Consider the following 21,612-nt stretch of genomic DNA (forward strand, 5'->3'; position numbering starts at 1 on the left):
TAAAGGATTAAATTTGTTTAACTGTAACTTAGGGTAAAAAGATAGAAGAGTGGATAAGTATAAACAGTTAAGTTAATAACTATCAGCTCCTCTAATCTTTAGATTATGGTTTTTTGTCCATTGGTAATTGTTCTTTAAACCACAAAGAAGTTTAATACACCAACCAAAAGGACTAAAGCAATCCAAATTCCGGAACCGAGCCAAAGGAGCTTTTTGGAATCAACCCAGTTTTGAGGGGTTGCGTAAGCAACAGGAACACCTACCACCAGGACGAAAGAGAACAAAACCAAAGATACTAAAGCAAATTGGAATACTATGGTCATTTTACTTTTCCCAATACACCGAAATCATGACTTGTAAACGGACTGTCGCGTTATCATAGACAGAGTTACATAATTTTATCATCAAATAAATCCCTTATATTGGGAAGTCCCCCCTGTTATGGAAATAATTCTTTGTCACACAACTGCTGATTTTGACGCTTTAGGGGCGGCGGTGGGATTAGCTTGTCTTAAACCAGGTAGTAAAATAGTATTGACTGGAGGAGCCCATCCACCAGTAAGAGACTTTCTCTCCCTATATCGAGATGAGTATCCCCTAATTGAAAAACGTTCTGTCAACTCTGAGCATATTCGCTTCTTAAGCATAGTAGATACCCAACAGCGCAATCGTTTAGGTAAAGTCCAAGCATGGTTAGACCTAGCCAATCTAGTAGAAGTTACAGTTTACGATCATCATATCAATCAAGAGAGTGACATTATTGCCACTAGGTTATATATTAGCGAAGTAGGTGCAACAACCACCCTAATAGTAGAAGAGTTAATTAAAGAGAATATAATTATTAATGCTGCTCAAGCTACAGTGATGGCTTTAGGCATTCATGTAGATACAGGTTCCCTAACCTATGGTCAGTCTACAGCGAGAGATGCAGTAGCATTAGCTTGGTTAATGGAGAGGGGAGCAAATCTAGGAGTAATTGCCACCTATAGAGATCCTGGGTTATCACCAGAAATTCAAAGATTATTAGGTGAATGTTTACAAAGACTAGAATATTTGTGTTGGAGGGGGTACACCATTGCTTGGATGACCCTCAAAACAGATAATTTTGTTCCTGGGCTATCAGGTTTAGCAGCGCAACTGATGCAGTTAACAGAAATTGATGCCTTACTTTTAGCCCATGAATATACATATAACGATGCCGAATTAAGATTAACAGTAATTGGTAGAACCCAAATTCCCCATACTAACCTAAATATATTATTTACCCCATTTGATGGTGGTGGGCATTCTCAAGCAGCATCCTTAAATGTTAAAAACACCAGTTCAGCCATAGTTTTAGAAAACCTATTAGCTGGACTAAAACTGCAAATTCCCCAACCACCCATAGCCAGAGATTTAATGTCTTCTCCTGTGAGAACTATCAGACCAGAAACCACAATTGCTCAAGCTCAAAGAATATTATTACGTTATGGACATTCTGGGTTATCTGTGGTCAATAACCAAGACAAGTTAGTAGGTATTATTTCCCGAAGAGACCTAGATATTGCCCTACATCATGGTTTTGGTCATGCACCGGTTAAAGGGTATATGACCACGGATTTAAAAACCATTACACCCCACACCGAATTACCACAAATCGAGTCCTTAATGGTAACTTATAACATTGGCAGATTGCCAGTTTTAGAAAATGGTAATTTAGTGGGTATTGTCACCAGAACTGACCTTCTCAGACAACTGCACCAACTGGAAATTAAAAATTTGCCATTAGCACCACAGAGTAATGGTCAGGAATTAGATTCAATTAAGTTAAACCTGGAATTAGAACATCGACTTGCTCCCCAATTTTGGCAATTATTAACTAGAGCATCCCAAGCAGCGCAAGCAAGAGGTTGGCATTTGTATTTAGTTGGTGGGGCGGTTAGGGATTTGCTATTAGAGAATGATCCAAGCAACCAATTAATGCTCCATGATATTGACCTAGTAGTAGATGGTTTTCATCAAAGTGCAGATGTGGGAGCTGGAGTAGAATTAGCCAGGGAGCTACAGCAAATTTATCAAAATAGCCGTTTAGAAATTCATGGAGCATTTCAAACTGCGGCGTTATTGTGGCATAAAGATCCGGAATTAGATTGTTTATGGGTAGATATTGCCACAGCTAGAACAGAATTTTATCCTTATCCTGCAGCAAATCCAGAAGTAGAAGCCAGTTCCATTCGGCAAGATTTATATAGAAGAGACTTTACAATTAATGCCATGGCACTAAGATTAACATCTCCCCACGGTGGTGAATTACTAGATTTTTTTGGTGGATTAATAGATTTAAGATCCCGAAAAATTAGAGTTTTGCACCCCAATAGTTTTATTGAAGATCCCACCCGAATTTATCGAGGAGTGCGGTTTGCCATCAGGTTTGGTTTTGCCATTGAACAGCGAACTGCTGAGTACATCCATTATGCCATTAATAGTGGTGTTTATGATAGAACAGTGCAAGAAAATATCAAAACACCAGCTTTGCATACTCGATTGAAAGCTGAATTAAAACTGATTTTACAAGCACCCTATTGGCAATCGGCTTTAAAATTATTAGATCAGTTAGGAGCTTTACAATGTATTCATTATACCTGTAATTTAAATTATGGCATCTTGCGAGAATTGGTTTTATTGGAAAAACTATTGAAAATTCAAGACAGATTTTGGCAACCAGCTCAACAATTACCACCTACTTGGTTAATCCGGTTAGAGATATTAATTAGCAGCTTAGAACCAGAGTATAGAAGTAAGGTAGCAGAAAACTTACAATTATCAGAGACCAGTGTAAATAGACTCAAGAAATTAGAAGCAGCACAGGTAGAAATAAATAGAGAGTTGGCAACTTGTGAATTAGCTAGTGTAATATTTAACCTACTACAAAAATACGACTCCGGAACTTTGATGTTGATAGCTGTAAAAAGTTCCCGGGAGATTAGAAGAAAAATCTGGTATTATTGGAGGGATTTAGTGCATGTTCAACCTTTATTAAAGGGAGATGACTTGAAAAAAATGGGTTACAAACCAGGTCCAATTTTTAAGCAGATTTTAGACCATTTATTGATTGCTACTTTAGATGGTAAAATTAAGACCAGAACCCAAGCAATAGAATTGTTAACTGAAGCTATAAACTCAGACGCACCCAGTTTTTAAAAACTGACCACACTATGACAACCCTAAGTAGCATAATTTTGGCAGGTGGCAAAAGTTCTAGAATGGGCAAAGACAAAGCTCTAATTTCCATTGGGGGAGTCCCTTTATTAGAAAAGGTCTATCATGTAGCTAGAAGTTGTACTAACAATATCTACATAGTCACACCCTGGGTAGAAAGATATCAGGATTTGCATTTGCCAGGATGTGAATTTATTCAAGAAGACCCAAACCATACCCAAGGTCCCCTAGTAGGTTTTGCTAGGGGAATGGAAAAAACAGTCACAGAATGGGTTTTGTTATTAGCTTGTGATTTACCAAATTTGCAAATTCCAGTTTTCCAAGATTGGGTACAGGAATTGGACAATACACAACCCCAAAATATTGCCCGGTTGGTGAAAAACTACTATGGTTGGGAACCTCTTTGCGGTTTCTATCGCACCAGTTGTTTACCCCTACTGGTGGATTTTATTAATCAAGGAGGACTTTCTTTTCAAGGATGGCTCAAACTATATCCAGTTGCTGCTCTACCCCTATCAATACCAGATATGTTGTTTAATTGCAACACCCCTGATGATTTAAGGATGGTAACTAAAGAAGATGAACCGCATGGCTATTCTTGAGTGGTTAGCACATTTTTTTTAGGTGGATTATTTCTGCTATTCAAACTACGAAAATATAAACCCCCAACAGTAGTTAACAACAGTAAGTATCCAATTCCCTGTACTAAATAAAGCTTGTCTCTATAACCAAATAAGGATTTAAAAATAATTCCTGGGAATTTTTCATCAGGTAATATTGAGCTGAAGTTCCAAACCAATGGACCCAAAATACAAGAATGGATTTTGGTAAAGTGTTCATAGTAAAAACAAAGATTTTCTGATGCACGACTAGTGATGGCTAAACTAGCAATTGCATCATCAAAATGTCCCATTCCAGAAACTAATAGTCCAGCAACTATTAAAACTAATAAAATTCCCATGACCTGGAAAAATTTCCCAATGTTAATTCTTACACCCAGTTTAAACAACAAAACCCCAATTCCTGCTGCTGTTGCTAAACCCCCAATTGCTCCTAGGGTGGGTAATAACCCTTGTTGAAAATTAGCAGCTACAAACAAAACTGTCTCAAATCCTTCACGAACTACAGCAATTAGAACTAAACTGAAAATACCTAAACCACCATGTCTGTTTTTAGTTAAAGCTTGTCTGACCGCTCCTTCAACTTGTAATTTCAGAAATTTAGCCTGTTGGGTCATCCAAATCAGCATCCAACTGAGCATAATAATCGCTAGTATGCTAAATATTCCCTCTAAAATTGGTTCAACTGTACTGGTGTATTCAGGATTAACAGACCCTAAAAATTTAATTATTCCGGTAAATAAAATACCGATTAGACCACTCACAATAACACCAACTACAACACCTGCATAAACCCAAACATTTAATTGAGATTGTTTGGACTTATTTAATAAAGCTAAGACGATGCCAACTACTAAAGCAGCTTCTACACCTTCACGCAGGGTAATCACAAATGTAGGTAGAGCAACACTAAAATTCATTGTCAATTAATTTAAGTAATAGGTCTATATATTAAGGATACCCAACAAGTTGGGTATTTTTAATTCTATCAGCTGAAATCTCGGAGCATCTTTTTGAGTTCGAGATTATGCATCTCTTCCTGCCCAATCATGTTGCGAGCGAACTCTTCCAAGTAAATACTAGCATCAGCAACATTTTCTAAAAGTGATTTGTACATGTCTAAGGCTTTGCCTTCATGGATTAAACTTTCTTGCAAGATATCCTTGACACTATGCTTGAAAGTCTCTTCCATTTGAGCAATTCTGAGAGTCGGATGTCCATCCAAACCGGTTAAAATTTCTCCTACTTGTTGTGCATGTAGTAGAGATTCGCTGGCTTGAGCTTTAAAAAAAGCAACTATTGGCAAGCGATTTGGTCCGGTGACCATCAAGGAATAATGGGTGTAGCGCACTACTCCAGCTAGTTCAAATTCCATGATGGTGTTGAGAATGTCAATTGTCTTTGGGTGATCTAGTTCGCGCATTGGTTGTAGAGATAAGAAAAATGAAAATTTGTCAGGACTTGAGTGAGCAGTTATACGGTTTTTAACTGAACTATCTGGATGAAGTTGCTAACTTTTTCCCTCTTTTTTTCACTTAATTCCTTATTCTAGATGGTTTTTCCTGGCTAAACTAGCTTACAGATTACATCACGGTGAAAAATTTGGCATTTTCTTCTATGGTTTTAACCAGTGAGCTCACTTGCTCGGGAGTTTTCACTATCTGATTAGGTGGGATAGCAGAAGGCCAAACTTGTAGCAGTTCAGTTAGAGCTGTATCTATGGCTTTTTGTGCTTCCGGATTCACTGTTGCCATTTGTGGGGAAACACTCTGATATAGTTGATGGGAGTAGATAACGAAACCACGGGAATCTTGATACTCTATGGGAGCGGTGATTTTGTTTTTAGCGATCGCTGCTTCATATTCTGCTGTTGCTGCATCTAGTAGTCCCTTAATCACTTGTAATATGAACTTGGGTTGTAAGCGTTGTTCATTGGGTAGAGCTGTAATTGCAGTGTCTATATCTGACATAGCTGCGGTTAGATTGGTTGCCACCTTTTCATCTTGAGGACGGAATTTAACTAGTTCGGTCAACTTCACTAAATCCTCTTTAAATTGTTTGACCTTCCGCTCGTTAAGTTGTTCTTCTATGTCAACATAAATCTCTTCTACTGGATGTCCGATATGGGGTTCGGCCTGTTTTGGTTGGTTTTCTTTCAACAGTTCCTCTGCTACCAAAAGATGTCCCTTCATTAATGCCAATTTTGTCATATAGTCTACATCTTTGGCTTCTCCGGTAAGCACCACTTCCTCTACGGTGACCATATCCTTAATTTGTTCAAACTGTTCCTGTGTAATTACTTTTTTACTCACCAAATCCGCTGTTGAACCGTAGGGACGACTAGCTTGAATTTTGTTGGATAAAGCGGGAACCCCTAATTTCCCTTCCAATTTGTCCAATTCCGATAAAATGGCATTATTAATATTAATTTTGCCCTTACCAGTGTGAGTCATATCACTGGTTGTCTGTGTAACTGCTGGTGTAACACTGGTTCCCCCAGGGGGTTGACTACCACAGGAACTTAGACACACAACTAGACAAGCTACTATGGATAAGATTAGATGTCGATGTTTGATCATTTTCATCCCAGATAAAAAATTTACTGATGTTCTTGATTGATACAGTTGAAAACTATTCCTAGTATTGTTGATGATATTTTGAGATCAAATGATAATATTTGTCAATAGTCAGTTATGGCATAAATATGAAACAAGAAGTTTTAGCAGTGATAAACCTAGTTTGATTCAGGAATCACTTCCAATTGACCCATACAGCCGTTTTCAGCAATGATGTCCTGGTGGGGATGGAACATATACTTACCTGGATAACGAAACCTAAATTCTAAAATATGCCTTTCTGCAACACCCATGGTCACAACATCTGTTTTGTAAGTGGGAGTCATGGTCATCCCCAAGGGATAAACATCAAAAAAGTTGGCATGTAGATGAAAGGTGACAGCAGGCTCAAATTCTATAATGTTTAAAACGTAGGCTCTAATTAATTGATTTTGATAAATCTGAATAGGATGGTGCATGTAATAATGGGGCAGTCCATTGAATGAATAATATTCATTTTTATTGTCATCATTGATATCATATCCAGACATTATTAAAACAATCTCATCTGCATTAGGACGTGAGTTGGGTGGATCCACAATTAACATCCCATATAATCCTTTGGCAATGTGACGAGTAACTGGTTCAACATGACAGTGATATAAATGGACTCCATAGGGGTCAGCATCAAACTCATATATAGTTGCTTTGCCATTGCTAATGGGACGTATACCATCCATTTCTGCTGGATGTATCCCATGAAAATGCAAAGAATGGGAGTGACCAGCTTGATTGAGAAATAAGACTCGGATTCTCTCCCCTGCTTTAGCTCTGAGGGTTGGTCCGGGAATCCTACCATTTAAATCCCAAATGTTGTAGGATACCAAACTGTTCAAGTGAATTGTGGAAGTACCTGCTATTAACTCAAATTCCCGAATATTTCTGCCATTTTCTCGCTTGAGAGTTCCATAATCAAAGTTTCGCAACACCTGCATGGGTTTGGTGGCCTCTTGGGATTCTGTCATTTCCGTAGGAGGAATTTTAACAGCGTTATTATAGCTGTTTACCATCCGTAAAATAACTGAGCTACCAATTAACCCTCCACCAGCTAGACCCATTTGTAATAGCCGGCGCCGGTTCCAAATTGTACTCTTACTCCAGTCAGGATTTTCAGACATTAGATACTCGGTAAATCATTGGTTGCATAGGTGGCTGAAGGCCTCTTCCTCCAAAATTATAGCACAAGTAGCCTAACTCATGGTCAAACCCATGAGATTCTCCTAATGGGACATAAATGCGATCGCACTCTGACATACCTCCAGCTCAAGAGAAAACCTAATCTACATTACACTGTTTTCAGGACTGCACGACCACACAACTATAATTTAAGCTAAGTAGGGAGGCACAACTATTTGTAAGATGGGTTGGTAACCCATGAGGGCGTTGGGTTTCATACTTCAACCCAACCTACGTTCATCTTATTACACTTTAAATTTAGAATTGCTACCGTTAACCTTGACTTATTCATTAAGTATTAAGTACTTATGATAAAAAATTATTATAACTATTTACAAATATTTATGGTTTGATGTGAAAGTTTCAGGTGGCAATTGTTTCCATTAGAAAACATTCTAAAAATATCCTAAAATTCCGTCAAAATATCCTCCCATATGGCATTGTGAAAATAAGCAAAATATAGTTTCCTGTAAATTTGATGTCTCTTTTGATATCTATTGAGTTTGTAATTGTATTGCCCAGTATTGCTTAACCTAGTATCAAAAAAACAAAAATCCGGGGTTTTTATGCATATACCAGATGGATTTATTTCAGTACCAGTAGCAACAACTACTAGTTTAGCTAGTGCAGCTGCATTATTTATATCATTCAGGCGATCGCAAACTGCCTTTGGAGTACGTCGAGCTCCCTTATTAGGACTAACCACAGCCTTTATATTTGCTGCGCAAATGGTGAATTTTCCCGTAGCTGGAGGTACGAGTGGACACCTTTCAGGTGCTGCATTAGGAGCAATAATTTTAGGCAGTCCTTGGGCGGGAATTCTCTGTTTAGGGACGGTTTTGATTATTCAAGCTGTGTTGTTTGCCGATGGTGGAATTACTGCTTTAGGAGCTAACATTTTAAACTTAGGAGTAATTGGGGTTTGGGTAGCATGGATATTAACCCAGACTTTACAGCGTTTGCTGGGTGGTTCTGTACAACGTTTACCCCTAGCAGCAGGTATAGCAGCAGGAATTAGTGTAGTAGTATCAGCGATCGCCTGTGCTATTGAGTTAGCGATTTCTGGGACAGCACCGGTGAATTTAGTCTTACCTACAATGACGGGTATACATATTCTAATTGGTATAGGGGAAGGATTAATTACCGGGGGTGTACTAGCGTATTTAGCCAGATCACGTCCAGACTTACTACCAGGAGAGGAAGAGAAATTTCGGGGTTGGTTAATACCAGTGGTGAGCATTTTGCTGATTGCTGGAGTTATATCCTTGTTTGCTTCCGCATGGCCAGATGGCTTAGAAAAAGCAGCGGAGAATTTAGGGTTTATTAAATTGGCCGAAGAAGTCAGAATTGTGGTACCCACCCCCTTTGCTGATTATGAAATTAACGGATTAGGGCAAATTGGTACAAGCATTACTGGTTTATTAGGTGCAGCATCTTGCTTTGCCGTAGCCTTTGGGATTGCTAAGGTGATTAAACCCAAAAATGCTTAAAATATCCTTGCCATTACGCTTACAACTATCCTTAATTGTAGTCATCGGAACGGCTTTTTTAAAGTATCACAGTTGGCTGCAATTATACATTTATGGAGCGATCGCCCTAGTATGGGTGGTGATATTAGGGGTAGAGATAGTGAAACTGGGTGGGTTACTGGGTGGGGAATTAATTTTCCTGTGTTTGGTAGCATTACCCCTAGGGTGGGAAAAGGCCAGTTTTTTATTAGTTCGTTCTCTGATTTGTTTAATAGTGATGAACAGCTTTTTACTTACCCTACCACCCCACAGTTTTGGCATTGCGCTCAAAGGATTACCCATTCCTCTAGTATTAAAAGAAAATTTACTCCTAGCAGGACAATACCTAGAAATTCTGCTGGCCGAAATTCACCGGATGCAGCGCGGTGCCCAACTGCGTGGTTTAAGTGGTACTAGGGGATGGTTACGTTATGCTAGTGCGGCTATGATTGGTGCTTTGTATTTAAGGACTTTAGAAAGAGCAGAGCGAGTTTATGCTGCTATGATTACCCGTGGTTACAACGGTCAACTTCCCATGGATTTCCAACCTAAACCACAAGAACTTTTGACAATTATTTTAGTAATTGTTATTGCTAGTTATATCACTGTTAGTTCATATTAAAGTAATAAGTTTTGACATCCTTAACCTCCTATTCTTCCATAACCCACTTGTTTCCTGAGACCCTTGTCCTAGAAGTGAAAAGTCTAGTGTATGCTTATACAAATAAGTGTACAATCTTAAAAAATATTTCATTTAAATTAAAAACAGGCGATCGCGTGGCTTTAATTGGTGCTACTGGTTCAGGGAAAAGTACTCTTTTAGAAAACCTAATTGGGTTAAAGTATCCCCAGGGTGGCACAATTACCATCAATGGGGTTCCGGTGGAGCCAAATACCGTAGCAAAAATACGTAAACAAATTGGATTTGTCTTTCAGGATGCCAATGATCAACTGTTTATGCCAACAGTATTAGAAGATATTACCTTTGGACCACTCAACTATGGTGTTGCACCAGTGGTAGCTAAAGAAAAGGCCAGACAACTACTAGCTGATTTTGGTTTAGAAAAATATGCCCATCGTTCCCATCATGAACTATCTGGAGGTCAAAGACGTTTAGCTGCAATTGCATCAGTATTAGCTTTAGAGCCAGAAATCTTGATTTTAGACGAACCAACCACCGGACTAGATCCTGCATGGAGAAGACATTTAGCCCAAGTCCTATTAAAATTGCCCATACAGGTTCTGTTAATTGCTTCCCATGACTTAAACTGGTTGGGTAAAGTCACCCAACGTGCGTTAGTGCTAACAGATGGTAAAATTCAAATAGACCGTCCAATTCAACCCCTGTTAGCAGATGGTAAAACTCTAGATGACTTGGGTTTACCGGTAGGTTGGTGAGAGAAGCAGAAGAAGAAACAGATAAAAACTATTTTATCCCTATAAATTATGCGTAAGAGTATGGCATGCCTTTGTCTATATATAGGTTTTCTGGTCACCGGTTGTACTCAGAGTAAAGTCTCCCAGTGTCAACAATTATTAGAAGCTGTGAGTGAAGGTAGTATGATGATTGATCAAAGTAAGGGTTCTCAAATTGCAACCAGTTTAAAACTAGCGCAAGACTTGGGAAACACGAGTAAAGCAATTAAAAAATTGCACCTAACCGATCCACAACTGCAAAAATTCCAGAGTGACCTGGGCCAAAATTTTGCTGGTCTTAGCCATTACATTGGTAAAGCTGCTAAATCTCTTAGTGAAGCAAAGAAAACATTAAACTCCCCATCTGGACAAGAAAAAATTAGGTACGCTAAAAGGGGAATAGAGTCATCCTTAACTACAGCAGAAGCAGCTGGTAAGCAATTAGACACTTTAGGAAACAAATTAAACAAGTACTGCAACCCAAACAAATAAAGCGAGTGAACCTGTAATCATGAAAGCAGAAGTAATAGAATTAATAGTGAAAGTTATCCAGGTATTACAAATAAATATCAGATGGATGACATGGAACTTATTTTTAGCATTTATCCCCTTAGTTCTAAGTATTTGGTTATTTCGTGGGAGACAAAAACCATCCTTAGTTTGGTGGCCAGTATTTTTAGTGTTCTATGCTTTTCTACCCAATGCTCCTTACCTATTAACGGATGTCATTCATCTGATTGATGACATTCGCAATATTCCATCAATTTGGGTAATTACACTAATCTTGATTCCCACATATTTATTAGTCATCCTAGCTGGATTTCAAGCTTATGTTATTTCCCTCATTAATTTAGGTCACTATTTGCATCGTATCCAGCGAAGTTCATGGATTATGCCAGTAGAATTAATTACCCATATACTAAATGCCATTGGCATTTATTGGGGGCGTTTCTTGCGCTTTAACAGCTGGGATCTAGTTACTCAACCAGATACAATATTAACTAAAGGTATAGAAGAATTACTAGGAAAACAACCTTTAGTAATTATCCTTATTAGCTTCATAATTCTTTGGGGATTATACTCATTGGTGAAACAAATTACCCTGGGAATTATTTATAGACAAGAAAGAAAAGTTTCCACTCAAGATAATATTCAGATAAGAAGGCTATAAAAACCTTAGCAAAAAGTTTATCAAAGCTTTAAAATTTCTGGAGATAAAGTTACTATTATAGTCCTGACATAATATATATGGGAGTGGATCAGTTAGTTGATTACACAATAACTACATAATGTCTGCCAAAAATAGACATTAGAAGAATCTCTATATATATAGTTTGAATATTAGAGGACTTGTCTAGTGACCACAACTATTCTCAATGATAAATCGATGGTTAATACCCAGACAAAAAAAAGATTTGATATAGGAAAAATATCAAAAATTCTCTCATATCGGCGCTTTTTGATCATGGGTATTTCCTGTGGAGTAATTTCAGTTACAAGTCTGATTGCTGTTATCACGAAACCCATGTATCAAAGCTCCATGCAGGTCATGATTAGTGATGATTTGGAACCAGAGTTAAGATCTAATCAGACTTCTAATAAAACTGACTCTTATGGTCACCAAATGAGGTTTTTGCTCAGTGGCAAGATTTTACAAAAAGCAGTGGATTTACTACATAAAGATTATCCAGATATTCAACTAAAAGATATTAGAGACAAGGTTGATTTTGGCACAGATGGGCGGTTAGAAATTAGACTTGCTGATAATATTTCATCAACATCTAAAGTTAATAACCCCATATTTGTTATTTCATTTAAAGATTCCAATCCAGTCAAAACACAAAGAGTGCTACAAGCTCTAGAAAAGGCTTATCAAGATTATAATCTGGAAGTAAAAAATCAGCGTCTTAGTCAAGGAATGAATTTCGTAAATAGTCAATTGCCAAAATTGCAAACTAATGCTTTAGCTGCAGAGAAAAAATTGGCTATTTTTCAAAAAAAACATAGTCTTATTGATCCACAAATACAAACGAAAGTCTTCTTCCAATCTTTGACTGATATTCAAAAGCAACGAGAAAATTATAGGTCTCAAATTAAAGATTTAGATGCAAGAATCAAAGATATAGAAAGAAAACTCTTATCTTTCCAAAACCAACAAAGTTTCGCCAGTTTAAATGATGGTAAAAATTATCAAAACTTGGTTGCAGAAATTAGAAAGACAGAAGCTAACTTAGCTCAACAACTTTCTCGTTATACTGAAAGCTATCCGGTGGTAATTAGGCTCAAAGAAAAACACAAAATGCAACTGGAGGTTCTGAAAAAAGAACTACAACTTTCCCAGGTCAATAACTCAACAAAGGATAAATTAAACCCCGAATATATTGCAGGAATAGAAAAGAGATTATCCGAAGACTTATCCCAGTTCAAAAAACAACAAATTCAGCTGGTTGAGCAGGATAATAAATTGGCTAAATCTGAACTTGAAATTCGCGAGCTTTTGAGTAAATTTCCGGGGATTATTACAGAGTATAATCAGCTATTATCAGCAACAAAAATCCAGAGACAGAATCTCGGACAAATGCTACAATTTCAACAGTCTTTGGGAATGAAAATTGCTCAAAGCAGTTTTCAGTTGGAAGTTTTAGAGACACCAAATATAGGAATTTATATTGGTAACAGAAAATGGCTATTGATTCTGGGAGGAATAGTAACCGGACCAATTTTGGGTATTATTGTAGTGTTGGTACGGGAAATGTTCAACCGGGCAATTATTTCACCCCTAGACTTACAAAACATTGCCAACATTCCTTTACTTGGTTCTCTCCCTCAATTAGGCACATCTATTTTTAAAAATAGTTGGAAAAGCAGAATCAAAACTAGATTAAAAGAAATAATTCAACGAAAACAAGAAACAGCAGCAATTGCAGAAAATACAAGGGATGTAATTAGCTTATCCGGTAATCGGAACCTGGATATGATTTATCATAATCTGCAAGTCAGCCATAATTCCCTGCCATTTAAATCTTTAATGTTGACTTCTGCATTACCAGGAGAGGGTAAAACAACTTTGGCTATAGGCTTAGGTGCTAGTGCGGCAAATATGCACCAAAAAGTATTGGTTATTGATGGAAATTTACGCTCTTCCCAATTGCACAAAGTTCTGTCAATTCATAATGATTGGGGTTTATCTCTGTTATTGCTGGACGATATAAAGACACAATTTCCCAATTATGTTCAACCCATTCATCCCCTCATTGATGTTCTCACCGCAGGACCACAACCAGATAATGCAGTTAGTTTATTGACTTCGGGAAAATTCCAGGAGTTACTGGAAGTATTGGATGGTATTTATGACCTGGTAATTATTGATGCTTGTTCCCTATTGGATGGTGTGGAAGCTAGAATTATGGCATCGGTTTCTAATAGTATTGTCATGGTAGGAAAAATTGGACAATTAACTCCAGATCAACTCATACAAGCTAGGGAAATATTGAGCGATTTCAATTTAATTGGTATTGTCTCTAATCAATTCCACCATTCTGATACCAACTTTAATTTTTAACCCTGTTGAACCTGGGAAATAACCAGCAGAAAATTGCCTAGCACAGAAATTTCGTGTAAACTGGTAAAAGCTTTTAACTTCAATTATTAGTATTATTAGCATGAAAAACCAATTACACTTGAATACCTTACTAAACTCTTTATCTCCTTACCGTTGGAGCAAAAATTGGTGGATAGCTATTATTTTATGGTTCGCTTTCACCGCTCCCGCTCAAGCATCCGTTATTTTGCGTATAGCTATCGAAAAGGAAGTTGAGCAAATTAAGGTTGGTGCATCCACTACAGCTGTGGTTAAGGATGGTTCTGGACGCAATTTAGGAGAACTAACAGGTAGTAATTCCTATGCAGCACAGGCAATTCCAGGAGGAGTAGCTTTAGACAGATGGCAGTCTGGTTTATTTTGGATTGAACCTACTGCTAAAGGATATGTCTACATAGGCGATCGCTGGTTTCGTGGTAGAACTCTTATTGTATCTACAGGGAAGGGTATAACCGCTGTCAACTGGGTAGACCTAGAAGAGTATCTCTACAGTGTAGTTGGTGGAGAAATGAGCTCTAGTTGGCATGAAGAAGCTCTCAAAGCCCAGGCGATCGCAGCTCGTACCTATGCTTTGTACAAGAGAAAGGAACAACGGAATAATCCCCTTTATGACCTAGGGGATAGTCCTGATAGTTGGCAAGTTTATCACGGTGTAAGCAGTGAATCTCGTAGAACCTATAGTGCGGTTGATGAAACTGCAGGTCAGGTTCTCACCTATGAGAACCAAATTATTCTTTCAGCATTTCACGCTTGTTCTGGTGGACATACGGAAAATGTGGAGGATGTATGGGGGAACCCTCTTCCTTACTTGCGAGCAGTTCAAGATTTTGACCAAAACATCAGGGAATGTAACTGGAACACCACTTTCAGTTCGGAAGAAATTAGTGCCCGTGTTCCCGGTGTGGGTAATGTGAAGGAAGTAATGATTGAGTCTTTATCTCCTTTTCGGAGTGTTAAAACCTTAAGAATTGTTGGTGATCAAGGAAGCAAGGTTCTCAAAGGTGAAGAAGTTCGTACCATCCTCAAGCTTAGAAGCACCCGTTTCACGGTGAATAAAGATGTAAATGGTAACTTTGTTCTACAAGGATTAGGTTTTGGCCATGGTTTAGGAATGAGTCAATGGGGAGCTTATATTCTAGCCAAAAATGGATTCAACTACTTACAAATCCTAGGATACTACTACAAGGGTGTAGCTTTAACTCCGATTAAGGCCAAGTAGAGTTCACAATTCTCCTATATCTCCCCAAAGCTAGTAAGGGAAAATACTGTTGATAGAGATGATATTTGAGATAAAAATGACCGGGGAAACCAGTTCCGGTAAAGTATGACTCATCCCAAGTACCGTCTAATCTTTGGGTTGTTAATAAGTAATTAACAGCTTTTTCCATAGTGGCCAAATCAAACTTTTGCTTTGCTTCACCAGCAGCAATTAGTCCCATTAATCCCCATGCGGTTTGAGATGGTGTGCTGTCACCTTTTCCCTTAAAGTTGGGGTCACCATAACTCAAACAGGTTTCACCCCAACCACCGTCAGGGTTTTGTACTTGTTTCAACCAGCTGGCACCTTTTTCTATGTTACTAAGATATTTCCGGGGATTAATCAAGGCCAAAGCTGATAGCACACCACTAGTTCCATAGATATAATTAACTCCCCAACGTCCAAACCAACAACCTTCCGTTTCTTGTTCCCCCAGCAGATAATTCATAGCTTGATCTAGCTTCTGGGATGGGAGTTTACAAACACCCAACATTTCAATTACCCTAGCGGTAACATCCGCAGTATTGGGGTCAATCATAGCTTTTAAATCACCGTATGGGATATAATTGAGCCATTCTTGGTCATTATCAATATCAAAAGCGGCCCAACCCCCGGATTTGCATTGCATGGATATAATCCAATTCACAGCTCGTTTAATAGCTTGTTTTTTTAGATTTTCATTGGGTAATTTGGCTTGATGTAAGGCCATCACTACCACAGCAGAATCATCCACATCAGGATAAAAGCGATTGTCAAATTCAAATGCCCAAGCACCTGGTTGGCCTTGTTTATTTTTGACACCCCAATCTCCATAATCTATTATTTGCTTATCTATTAACCATTCTCCAGCTTTGACAATTACTGGGTCATCCGGAGCCATACCCGAATCAATAAGAGCTCGAATTGCCCAAGCTGTGTCCCATACGGGAGAAACACAAGGCTGCACGCAGTAGCTGTTATCTGTTTCGATGACAAAATTATCAACCGCCTTTAAACCTCTATAAATAATTGGATCGTCCACTTTATAGTTTAGACATTTTAAAGCTAATAGGGAATTTAACATGGCAGGAATAATTCCTCCCCAGTCCCCCGTAGACTCTTGACGCTCTAAAATCCATTTCTCTGCTGCTTTTATCCCCTGGTCTCGCAATGGGACTAAATTTAAACTTTCTGCCAATTTGAACCCATCATCTAATAGGGTGAAGATGTCTGACCAATCATTGTTTTTTGGCAGTGCCCACTGCGCATTATCTATTCCTTCAGCATATAGCTCATCTAAACTAATGGGAGAATCGATATCAAAGACTGGTTTTTGATTAAAGACTATTAATAATGGTACTGTGCTAGAACGGGCCCAACTGGAAAGCTCATAAATATTGAAGGGGAAATAATCTGGTAATAGCATGACCCAGGGCGGTAATGAAGGTAACCCTCGCCAGTTATAACAACCGATTAATGCTAGATGTAATTTGGTGAAAATGCGGGTTTTACTAATGCCACCTTTTTTTAAAATCCAGGATTTAGCTTTTACCAGTGCTGTATCCGTTGCAGGTACCCCCAATAACCTTAAGCCCATATAAGCTTCCACGCTGGTACTGAGATCTCCCCCATCTCCATAGTATAGTTCCCAACCACCATGTTCTCTTTGTTGGCATCGCAAATAATTTTCAATTTTATATAAAGCCCTATTTTCACAGGTTCCCCAAATTTTATGTAACAGTAAAACTTCTACAGTAATAGTCACATTTGACTCTAGTTCACCCCACCAATAGCCCTCTGGTCTCTGGATTGACAATAGATGCTCTTGACTAGCTGCGATCGCCTGGGTAATTTCCTTAATATTTGTCCTAGGTTGTGTTTGCATAAAACGTTGATTTTAACAGATCCCCCTCCGTGGAGTTTTGCCACCTAGCCTTGGTGATACCTATTATATTATCATATTTATCTATATTCGAGTATATTTCTGATGAAACTAATACCTTAGAGAAGCGGAGATGGAACAAATTCTATTAGGTTTGATGGTTTTATCCTTAGGGACTTGGTTGTTTTTGCTTTTATTTTGGGGGCAGTTTTGGCGGGTAGATCAACTATTAAAGCCCATAACCCCTACAACAAATAACTTCACATTTTTACCTAGAATTTGTATAATAATTCCAGCACGTAACGAAGCAGATTTTATAGCCACAACCATAAAATCACTTTTGTTACAAGACTATCCAGGGGAGGTGAATATATTTGTAGTGGATGACCAAAGTAGGGATGGTACGGCCGATTTTGCCAAGGAAGCAGCTTATGCAGTTGGTCAGGTTAACCAAGTAGAAGTTGTGACTGGTAGGGATTTACCCACAGGTTGGACTGGCAAAATTTGGGCAATGGAACAGGGTGTGCAAAAAGCTCTGGAATTAAACCCAGATTATTTTTTGTTTACCGATGCGGATATCGAACATCATATAAGCAATTTAGGTCAATTAGTCCACAAAGCAGAAACAAAAGGTTTAGATCTAGTATCTATAATGGTCAAGCTCCGGTGTCAAAGTTTTTGGGAAAAACTATTAATACCTGCTTTTGTCTTCTTCTTTCAAAAACTCTATCCCTTTGCTTGGGTCAATAATCCCAAAAAATCTATGGCTGCAGCAGCGGGTGGATGCGTTTTAATTCGTAAGCAAACCCTAGAAAAAATTGGAGGACTAAAAACAATTAGTCACGCTTTAATTGATGATTGTTCTTTAGCCAAAGCTGTGAAATCCCAGGGGGGAAGAATTTGGTTAGGACTAAGTTCCCTAACTGTCAGTTTACGTCCCTATAATTCCTTAGAAACTATTTGGAACATGGTAGCTCGCAGCGCCTATACTCAGCTAAGTTACTCTCCCTTACTATTAATGGGTAGTGTGTTGGGTATGGTGATAGTTTATATCTTACCTGTGGTGGGAATCATTATTGGTTTAGGTATAAATAATGTGCTGATTTCTCCCCTGGGTTTAATAACTTGGCTATTAATGAGTTTTGCTTATTTACCCATCATTATCTTTTACCAATGTCCTCTCTGGTTTGCCGGGTTTTTACCCCTAATTGCCCTCTTTTATACCTTGATGACCGTAGATTCAGCTTATCGTCATTGGCAAGGTAAAGGTGGTAGCTGGAAAGGTAGAGTTTATTAGGTGGGTTTCCTGGAGAAAGTCTAATATTTAGTAGTAATTGTCGGGATTTGGGCAAAAATCAACGATTATTATGTTATGGGTTTATGGGTGACCGTCGTCTATTACTCAATCAGCTTTCATTGAAGTTTTCATGAGAATATTTTTCTGGCGTTCAGCATGCAATATACTAGTCACCCTTTCCCTATTGGGACTAACGGGAGCTTCTGATCCTATCAGCAGTCAAGATAGGGAACTGAAAATTGGCATTGTACAACGATTTGCTTCGGTTAAGACGGACAAATTAAACCTCAAAGCTACTTCTGGTGACGATTTAACGCTAAAATGGCAGACAAATGATGGACAAAAAACTGTGATTTCTACTGCTAACACTGTTGAGCTGATTCCAATTATGGAAACTCTCAGACAACCCCAAGTGTGGGAAGTATTGGTGCTGGGAGATTATCGGACTTTTGAAACAGCAGAAGACAGTGCCAAAAAGTGGCGTTCTCAGGGTCTGGAAGTGGAAATAGCCCAGCCAGAACGTTGGCAAGTTTGGGCAAAGCGAGATGTTTATAGTACTCCTTTACTTAGACGTTTATTATTGAATAGCATTCATACATCCGGTGATAAACTACCTTATTTAAATACGCAGGTTATTAAACAAGTAGCTAGGGTAACCTGGGAAGTTAATGGTCGTCAATACACTAGTAGTTATCTGGAAATTACTAGTCGCAAGGGAAAGATATGGGTTAATAATAACCGAAAACCCGGTGGTAAAAAACTTTTTCCTGGTAATTTGTATTTACAACCTAATGCCTATGGTAGCTACTCTTTGGTAAATCTCGTAGGTGTGGAAACTTATTTACGAGGAGTTATACCCTATGAAATTGGTACAAAAGCACCCGAAGCAGCTCTTGAAGCTCAAGCAATTATCGCTCGTACTTATGCCCTACGCAATATACATAGATTTGCTGTGGATAACTATCAGCTATGTGCGGATACCCACTGTCAGGTATATGATGGATTGAATGGCGCAAGTAAAAAAACCGATCAGGCGATCGCCAGCACTAGAGGTAAAGTGTTAACCTATAAGAACGAGCTAGTGGATGCTCTATATTCTTCCACTACGGGAGGTGTAACAGCTTATTTTAGTGATGTTTGGAATGGGGAAGATCGTCCTTATTTACGTCCCGTGGTAGATGGGCCTAAAGACATTTGGAACCTGTCCCAGAAAAGTTTGGCTGATGAAGAGAATTTTCGTCAGTTTATTAGTTTGGAACAAGGATTTAACGAAAGTAAATGGGATGTATTTCGTTGGCGTAGAGAAACAAGTTTAGAGGATATTACTAAAGATTTACAAAAGTTTCTAAAAGCGAAAAATAGTCAGTATGCCAATTTTAAGAATATTGAAGCGATGTCCATTACTAAAAGAAGTCCCAGTGGCAGAATTTTAGCATTGGCTGTCAAAACGGATATTGGAATCTTCGATTTACACAAAGATGAGGTTCGTAGTGCTTTTGCAGCTCCTGTAAGTACACTGTTTTACTTACAACCAATAAATAAGGGAAAGTCTCAGGTATGGGGATATGCTTTTATTGGTGGGGGGTTAGGACATGGAGTAGGTTTAAGTCAAACAGGGTCTCAAAATTTAGCCCAATTAGGTTGGTCAAGTGACAAAATTCTTATCTTTTATTACCCGGGTACAAAAATTGAAATTTTCCGTAGATAAGGATAGACCAACATAATAATACCGCCATACTCTTATAGTCTCATAATCGTAGGGCGGCATTTGATTGGGATAACGGGTAACTTTTAGTAAAGTTCTTCTTCCTTGTGGGTCAATATTTCTACATCTGAGGTAGGATATGCAACACAAGTCAAAACATAACCAGCTTCAATTTGATCATCATCTAAGAAGGATTGGTCAGATTGGTCAACTGAACCACTCTTTAGTTTACCAGCACATGTGGAGCAAGCACCAGCGCGACAAGAATAGGGAAGATCTAAACCTGCTTCCTCAGCTGCATCTAGAATGTAGGTGTCATCAGGAACATCTATTGTATTTGTAGCGTTTTCAGCTTCGTTGATGAGTGTGACTTTGTAAGTAGCCATGTGTTATTCCTCTTTTGTGATCGGGAGTGTGAAGTACAGGCCAATAAAACCAATGGATAGGTTGTCTTTTGAGAACAGCCATCGGTTTTTATTTACCTCAATTTCTGATACTAGGGGAAAAGTTAAATCTTGTAACGAAAAATCTACTACGATTAGTAATGAAGTTCAGTTCCCCGCAAATGATAAGTTTTAGTTATGTAATTGAGTGTGGCACAATCTCCTGCTGGAAGGATGAAGGCCAACCATACAACTCTAGACTTGGCAGGTTTTTTTATGTCTTCCACGGATTTTACACCCCAATTGCGGATTTTAATGGGCAAAGCTGGCATTTCCAGTTTTAAAGATCTTGGTCGCACCGCTGCTATCTCAGACAGGCAAATATTACGCCTACGGCGTGGATGCGTATCAGGGATGAAACTCAACGTGTTGCAGAATTTGTCTGCTACCTTAGGGGTTTCCTTGAATCAACTGGTGGAGATTTTTTCCGATCCTCGTCATCAGATGGAGACTAAACAGCTAGATTCTGACTTGACACGGCAACAACTAGTTCAAATACAACAAGAATACGAGCGATCGCTAGTTAAGCTAGAACAGCAGCGGGAAGTTTTGGAAAAAGAGTTTCAGCAAAACACATTACAAATTATAGAGTCTTTATTATTGTTTTTTCCTACTGCTGCACACAAGGTCAGGGCAAACCCCCAACTAGAAGCAATAAAAATATTACCCTTAGTGGAAAAACCATTAGAAAAACTCTTATCTACCTGGGGAATACAGGCGATCGCATCTGTAGGAGCAGAAGTGCCCTACGATCCCCAATATCAGGAATTGTTGCAGGGTACTGCTGAAATAGGTGAATCTGTAAAAGTAGTTTATATTGGGTATAGACAAGGAGATAAACTACTTTATCGAGCTAAAGTCAGTAGAATGTAAAAAGTCTTTTGGTGGGAGTTGACATGGTGAGCGTTTATTTT

General features: G+C 38.5%; 19 protein-coding genes. 12 read left to right on the forward strand and 7 right to left on the reverse strand.

Features of this window, described 5'->3' with window-relative positions:
* Nucleotides 1-134: 134 nt before the first annotated feature.
* Entirely contained in the window at nt 135-323 is a 189-nt protein-coding gene (psbZ, locus tag ASL19_RS00440; protein ID WP_006279055.1) for a photosystem II reaction center protein PsbZ, read from the reverse strand.
* 118 nt (nt 324-441) lie between these two features.
* Between psbZ and ASL19_RS00445 the strand changes: the two genes are divergently transcribed.
* Both ASL19_RS00445 and ASL19_RS00450 read left to right on the forward strand, forming a co-directional pair.
* Nucleotides 442-3,180, forward strand: a complete 2,739-nt coding sequence (locus ASL19_RS00445; protein ID WP_057176844.1) for a CBS domain-containing protein — start codon at nt 442-444, stop codon at nt 3,178-3,180.
* A gap of 14 nt (nt 3,181-3,194) precedes the next feature.
* Entirely contained in the window at nt 3,195-3,800 is a 606-nt protein-coding gene (locus ASL19_RS00450; RefSeq protein WP_057176845.1) for a molybdenum cofactor guanylyltransferase, read from the forward strand.
* Here ASL19_RS00450 and ASL19_RS00455 read toward each other — a convergent pair.
* The 4 genes from ASL19_RS00455 to ASL19_RS00470 all read right to left on the reverse strand — a co-directional run bounded on the left by ASL19_RS00455 (nt 3,791) and on the right by ASL19_RS00470 (nt 7,551).
* A complete protein-coding gene (locus ASL19_RS00455; RefSeq protein WP_057176846.1) occupies nt 3,791-4,738 on the reverse strand; it encodes an FTR1 family protein in 948 nt (315 codons plus the stop codon). The genes ASL19_RS00450 and ASL19_RS00455 overlap by 10 nt on opposite strands.
* A 68-nt stretch (nt 4,739-4,806) precedes the next feature.
* Nucleotides 4,807-5,241 carry a bacterioferritin gene (locus ASL19_RS00460; protein WP_040010301.1) on the reverse strand — a complete coding sequence of 145 codons (435 nt, stop codon included), beginning with the start codon at nt 5,239-5,241 and terminating at the stop codon, nt 4,807-4,809.
* 160 nt (nt 5,242-5,401) lie between these two features.
* Nucleotides 5,402-6,397, reverse strand: a complete 996-nt coding sequence (locus ASL19_RS00465; RefSeq protein ID WP_057176900.1) for a helix-hairpin-helix domain-containing protein — start codon at nt 6,395-6,397, stop codon at nt 5,402-5,404.
* A gap of 155 nt (nt 6,398-6,552) precedes the next feature.
* On the reverse strand, nt 6,553-7,551 hold the full coding sequence (locus ASL19_RS00470) for a multicopper oxidase domain-containing protein (protein WP_057176847.1): 999 nt from the start codon (nt 7,549-7,551) through the stop codon (nt 6,553-6,555).
* A 624-nt stretch (nt 7,552-8,175) separates the two neighbouring features.
* Between ASL19_RS00470 and ASL19_RS00475 the strand changes: the two genes are divergently transcribed.
* The 7 genes from ASL19_RS00475 to ASL19_RS00505 all read left to right on the forward strand — a co-directional run bounded on the left by ASL19_RS00475 (nt 8,176) and on the right by ASL19_RS00505 (nt 15,353).
* The gene (locus ASL19_RS00475; RefSeq protein WP_006279062.1) at nt 8,176-9,099 is read left to right on the forward strand and encodes an energy-coupling factor ABC transporter permease; all 924 of its coding nucleotides are present in this window, start codon (nt 8,176-8,178) and stop codon (nt 9,097-9,099) included.
* Nucleotides 9,092-9,739 carry an energy-coupling factor transporter transmembrane protein EcfT gene (locus ASL19_RS00480; protein WP_057176848.1) on the forward strand — a complete coding sequence of 216 codons (648 nt, stop codon included), beginning with the start codon at nt 9,092-9,094 and terminating at the stop codon, nt 9,737-9,739. The genes ASL19_RS00475 and ASL19_RS00480 overlap by 8 nt, the downstream gene beginning before the upstream one ends.
* A gap of 11 nt (nt 9,740-9,750) precedes the next feature.
* Nucleotides 9,751-10,515, forward strand: a complete 765-nt coding sequence (locus tag ASL19_RS00485) for an energy-coupling factor ABC transporter ATP-binding protein (protein WP_057176849.1) — start codon at nt 9,751-9,753, stop codon at nt 10,513-10,515.
* A 48-nt stretch (nt 10,516-10,563) separates the two neighbouring features.
* Nucleotides 10,564-11,025: a hypothetical protein gene (locus ASL19_RS00490; RefSeq protein ID WP_072149048.1), complete on the forward strand. Its 462-nt coding sequence runs from the start codon at nt 10,564-10,566 to the stop codon at nt 11,023-11,025.
* Nucleotides 11,026-11,044: 19 nt separating this feature from the next.
* Nucleotides 11,045-11,704 (forward strand): DUF1361 domain-containing protein, encoded by a 660-nt coding sequence (locus ASL19_RS00495; protein ID WP_057176851.1) that lies wholly within the window; start codon nt 11,045-11,047, stop codon nt 11,702-11,704.
* A 186-nt stretch (nt 11,705-11,890) separates the two neighbouring features.
* A complete protein-coding gene (locus tag ASL19_RS00500) occupies nt 11,891-14,095 on the forward strand; it encodes a polysaccharide biosynthesis tyrosine autokinase (RefSeq protein ID WP_235528887.1) in 2,205 nt (734 codons plus the stop codon).
* 100 nt (nt 14,096-14,195) lie between these two features.
* Nucleotides 14,196-15,353, forward strand: a complete 1,158-nt coding sequence (locus tag ASL19_RS00505; RefSeq protein ID WP_057176853.1) for a SpoIID/LytB domain-containing protein — start codon at nt 14,196-14,198, stop codon at nt 15,351-15,353.
* Here the strand turns inward: ASL19_RS00505 and shc are convergent.
* Nucleotides 15,340-17,256 (reverse strand): squalene--hopene cyclase, encoded by a 1,917-nt coding sequence (gene shc, locus ASL19_RS00510; protein WP_057176854.1) that lies wholly within the window; start codon nt 17,254-17,256, stop codon nt 15,340-15,342. The genes ASL19_RS00505 and shc overlap by 14 nt on opposite strands.
* A gap of 130 nt (nt 17,257-17,386) precedes the next feature.
* Between shc and ASL19_RS00515 the strand changes: the two genes are divergently transcribed.
* Both ASL19_RS00515 and ASL19_RS00520 read left to right on the forward strand, forming a co-directional pair.
* A complete protein-coding gene (locus tag ASL19_RS00515) occupies nt 17,387-18,550 on the forward strand; it encodes a glycosyltransferase (protein ID WP_057176855.1) in 1,164 nt (387 codons plus the stop codon).
* 130 nt (nt 18,551-18,680) lie between these two features.
* Entirely contained in the window at nt 18,681-20,258 is a 1,578-nt protein-coding gene (locus ASL19_RS00520; protein ID WP_057176856.1) for a SpoIID/LytB domain-containing protein, read from the forward strand.
* Between the two features lie 83 nt (nt 20,259-20,341).
* Here ASL19_RS00520 and ASL19_RS00525 read toward each other — a convergent pair whose 3' ends face one another.
* Nucleotides 20,342-20,641: a ferredoxin gene (locus ASL19_RS00525; RefSeq protein WP_057176857.1), complete on the reverse strand. Its 300-nt coding sequence runs from the start codon at nt 20,639-20,641 to the stop codon at nt 20,342-20,344.
* Between the two features lie 273 nt (nt 20,642-20,914).
* Here ASL19_RS00525 and ASL19_RS00530 point away from each other — a divergent pair, with 273 nt between their 5' ends.
* Nucleotides 20,915-21,571 (forward strand): helix-turn-helix domain-containing protein, encoded by a 657-nt coding sequence (locus tag ASL19_RS00530; RefSeq protein ID WP_057176901.1) that lies wholly within the window; start codon nt 20,915-20,917, stop codon nt 21,569-21,571.
* Nucleotides 21,572-21,612: the final 41 nt, after the last annotated feature.

Origin of the sequence: Cylindrospermopsis sp. CR12 (genome assembly GCF_001432185.1) — a bacterium.
GTDB classification, from domain to species: domain Bacteria; phylum Cyanobacteriota; class Cyanobacteriia; order Cyanobacteriales; family Nostocaceae; genus Raphidiopsis; species Raphidiopsis raciborskii.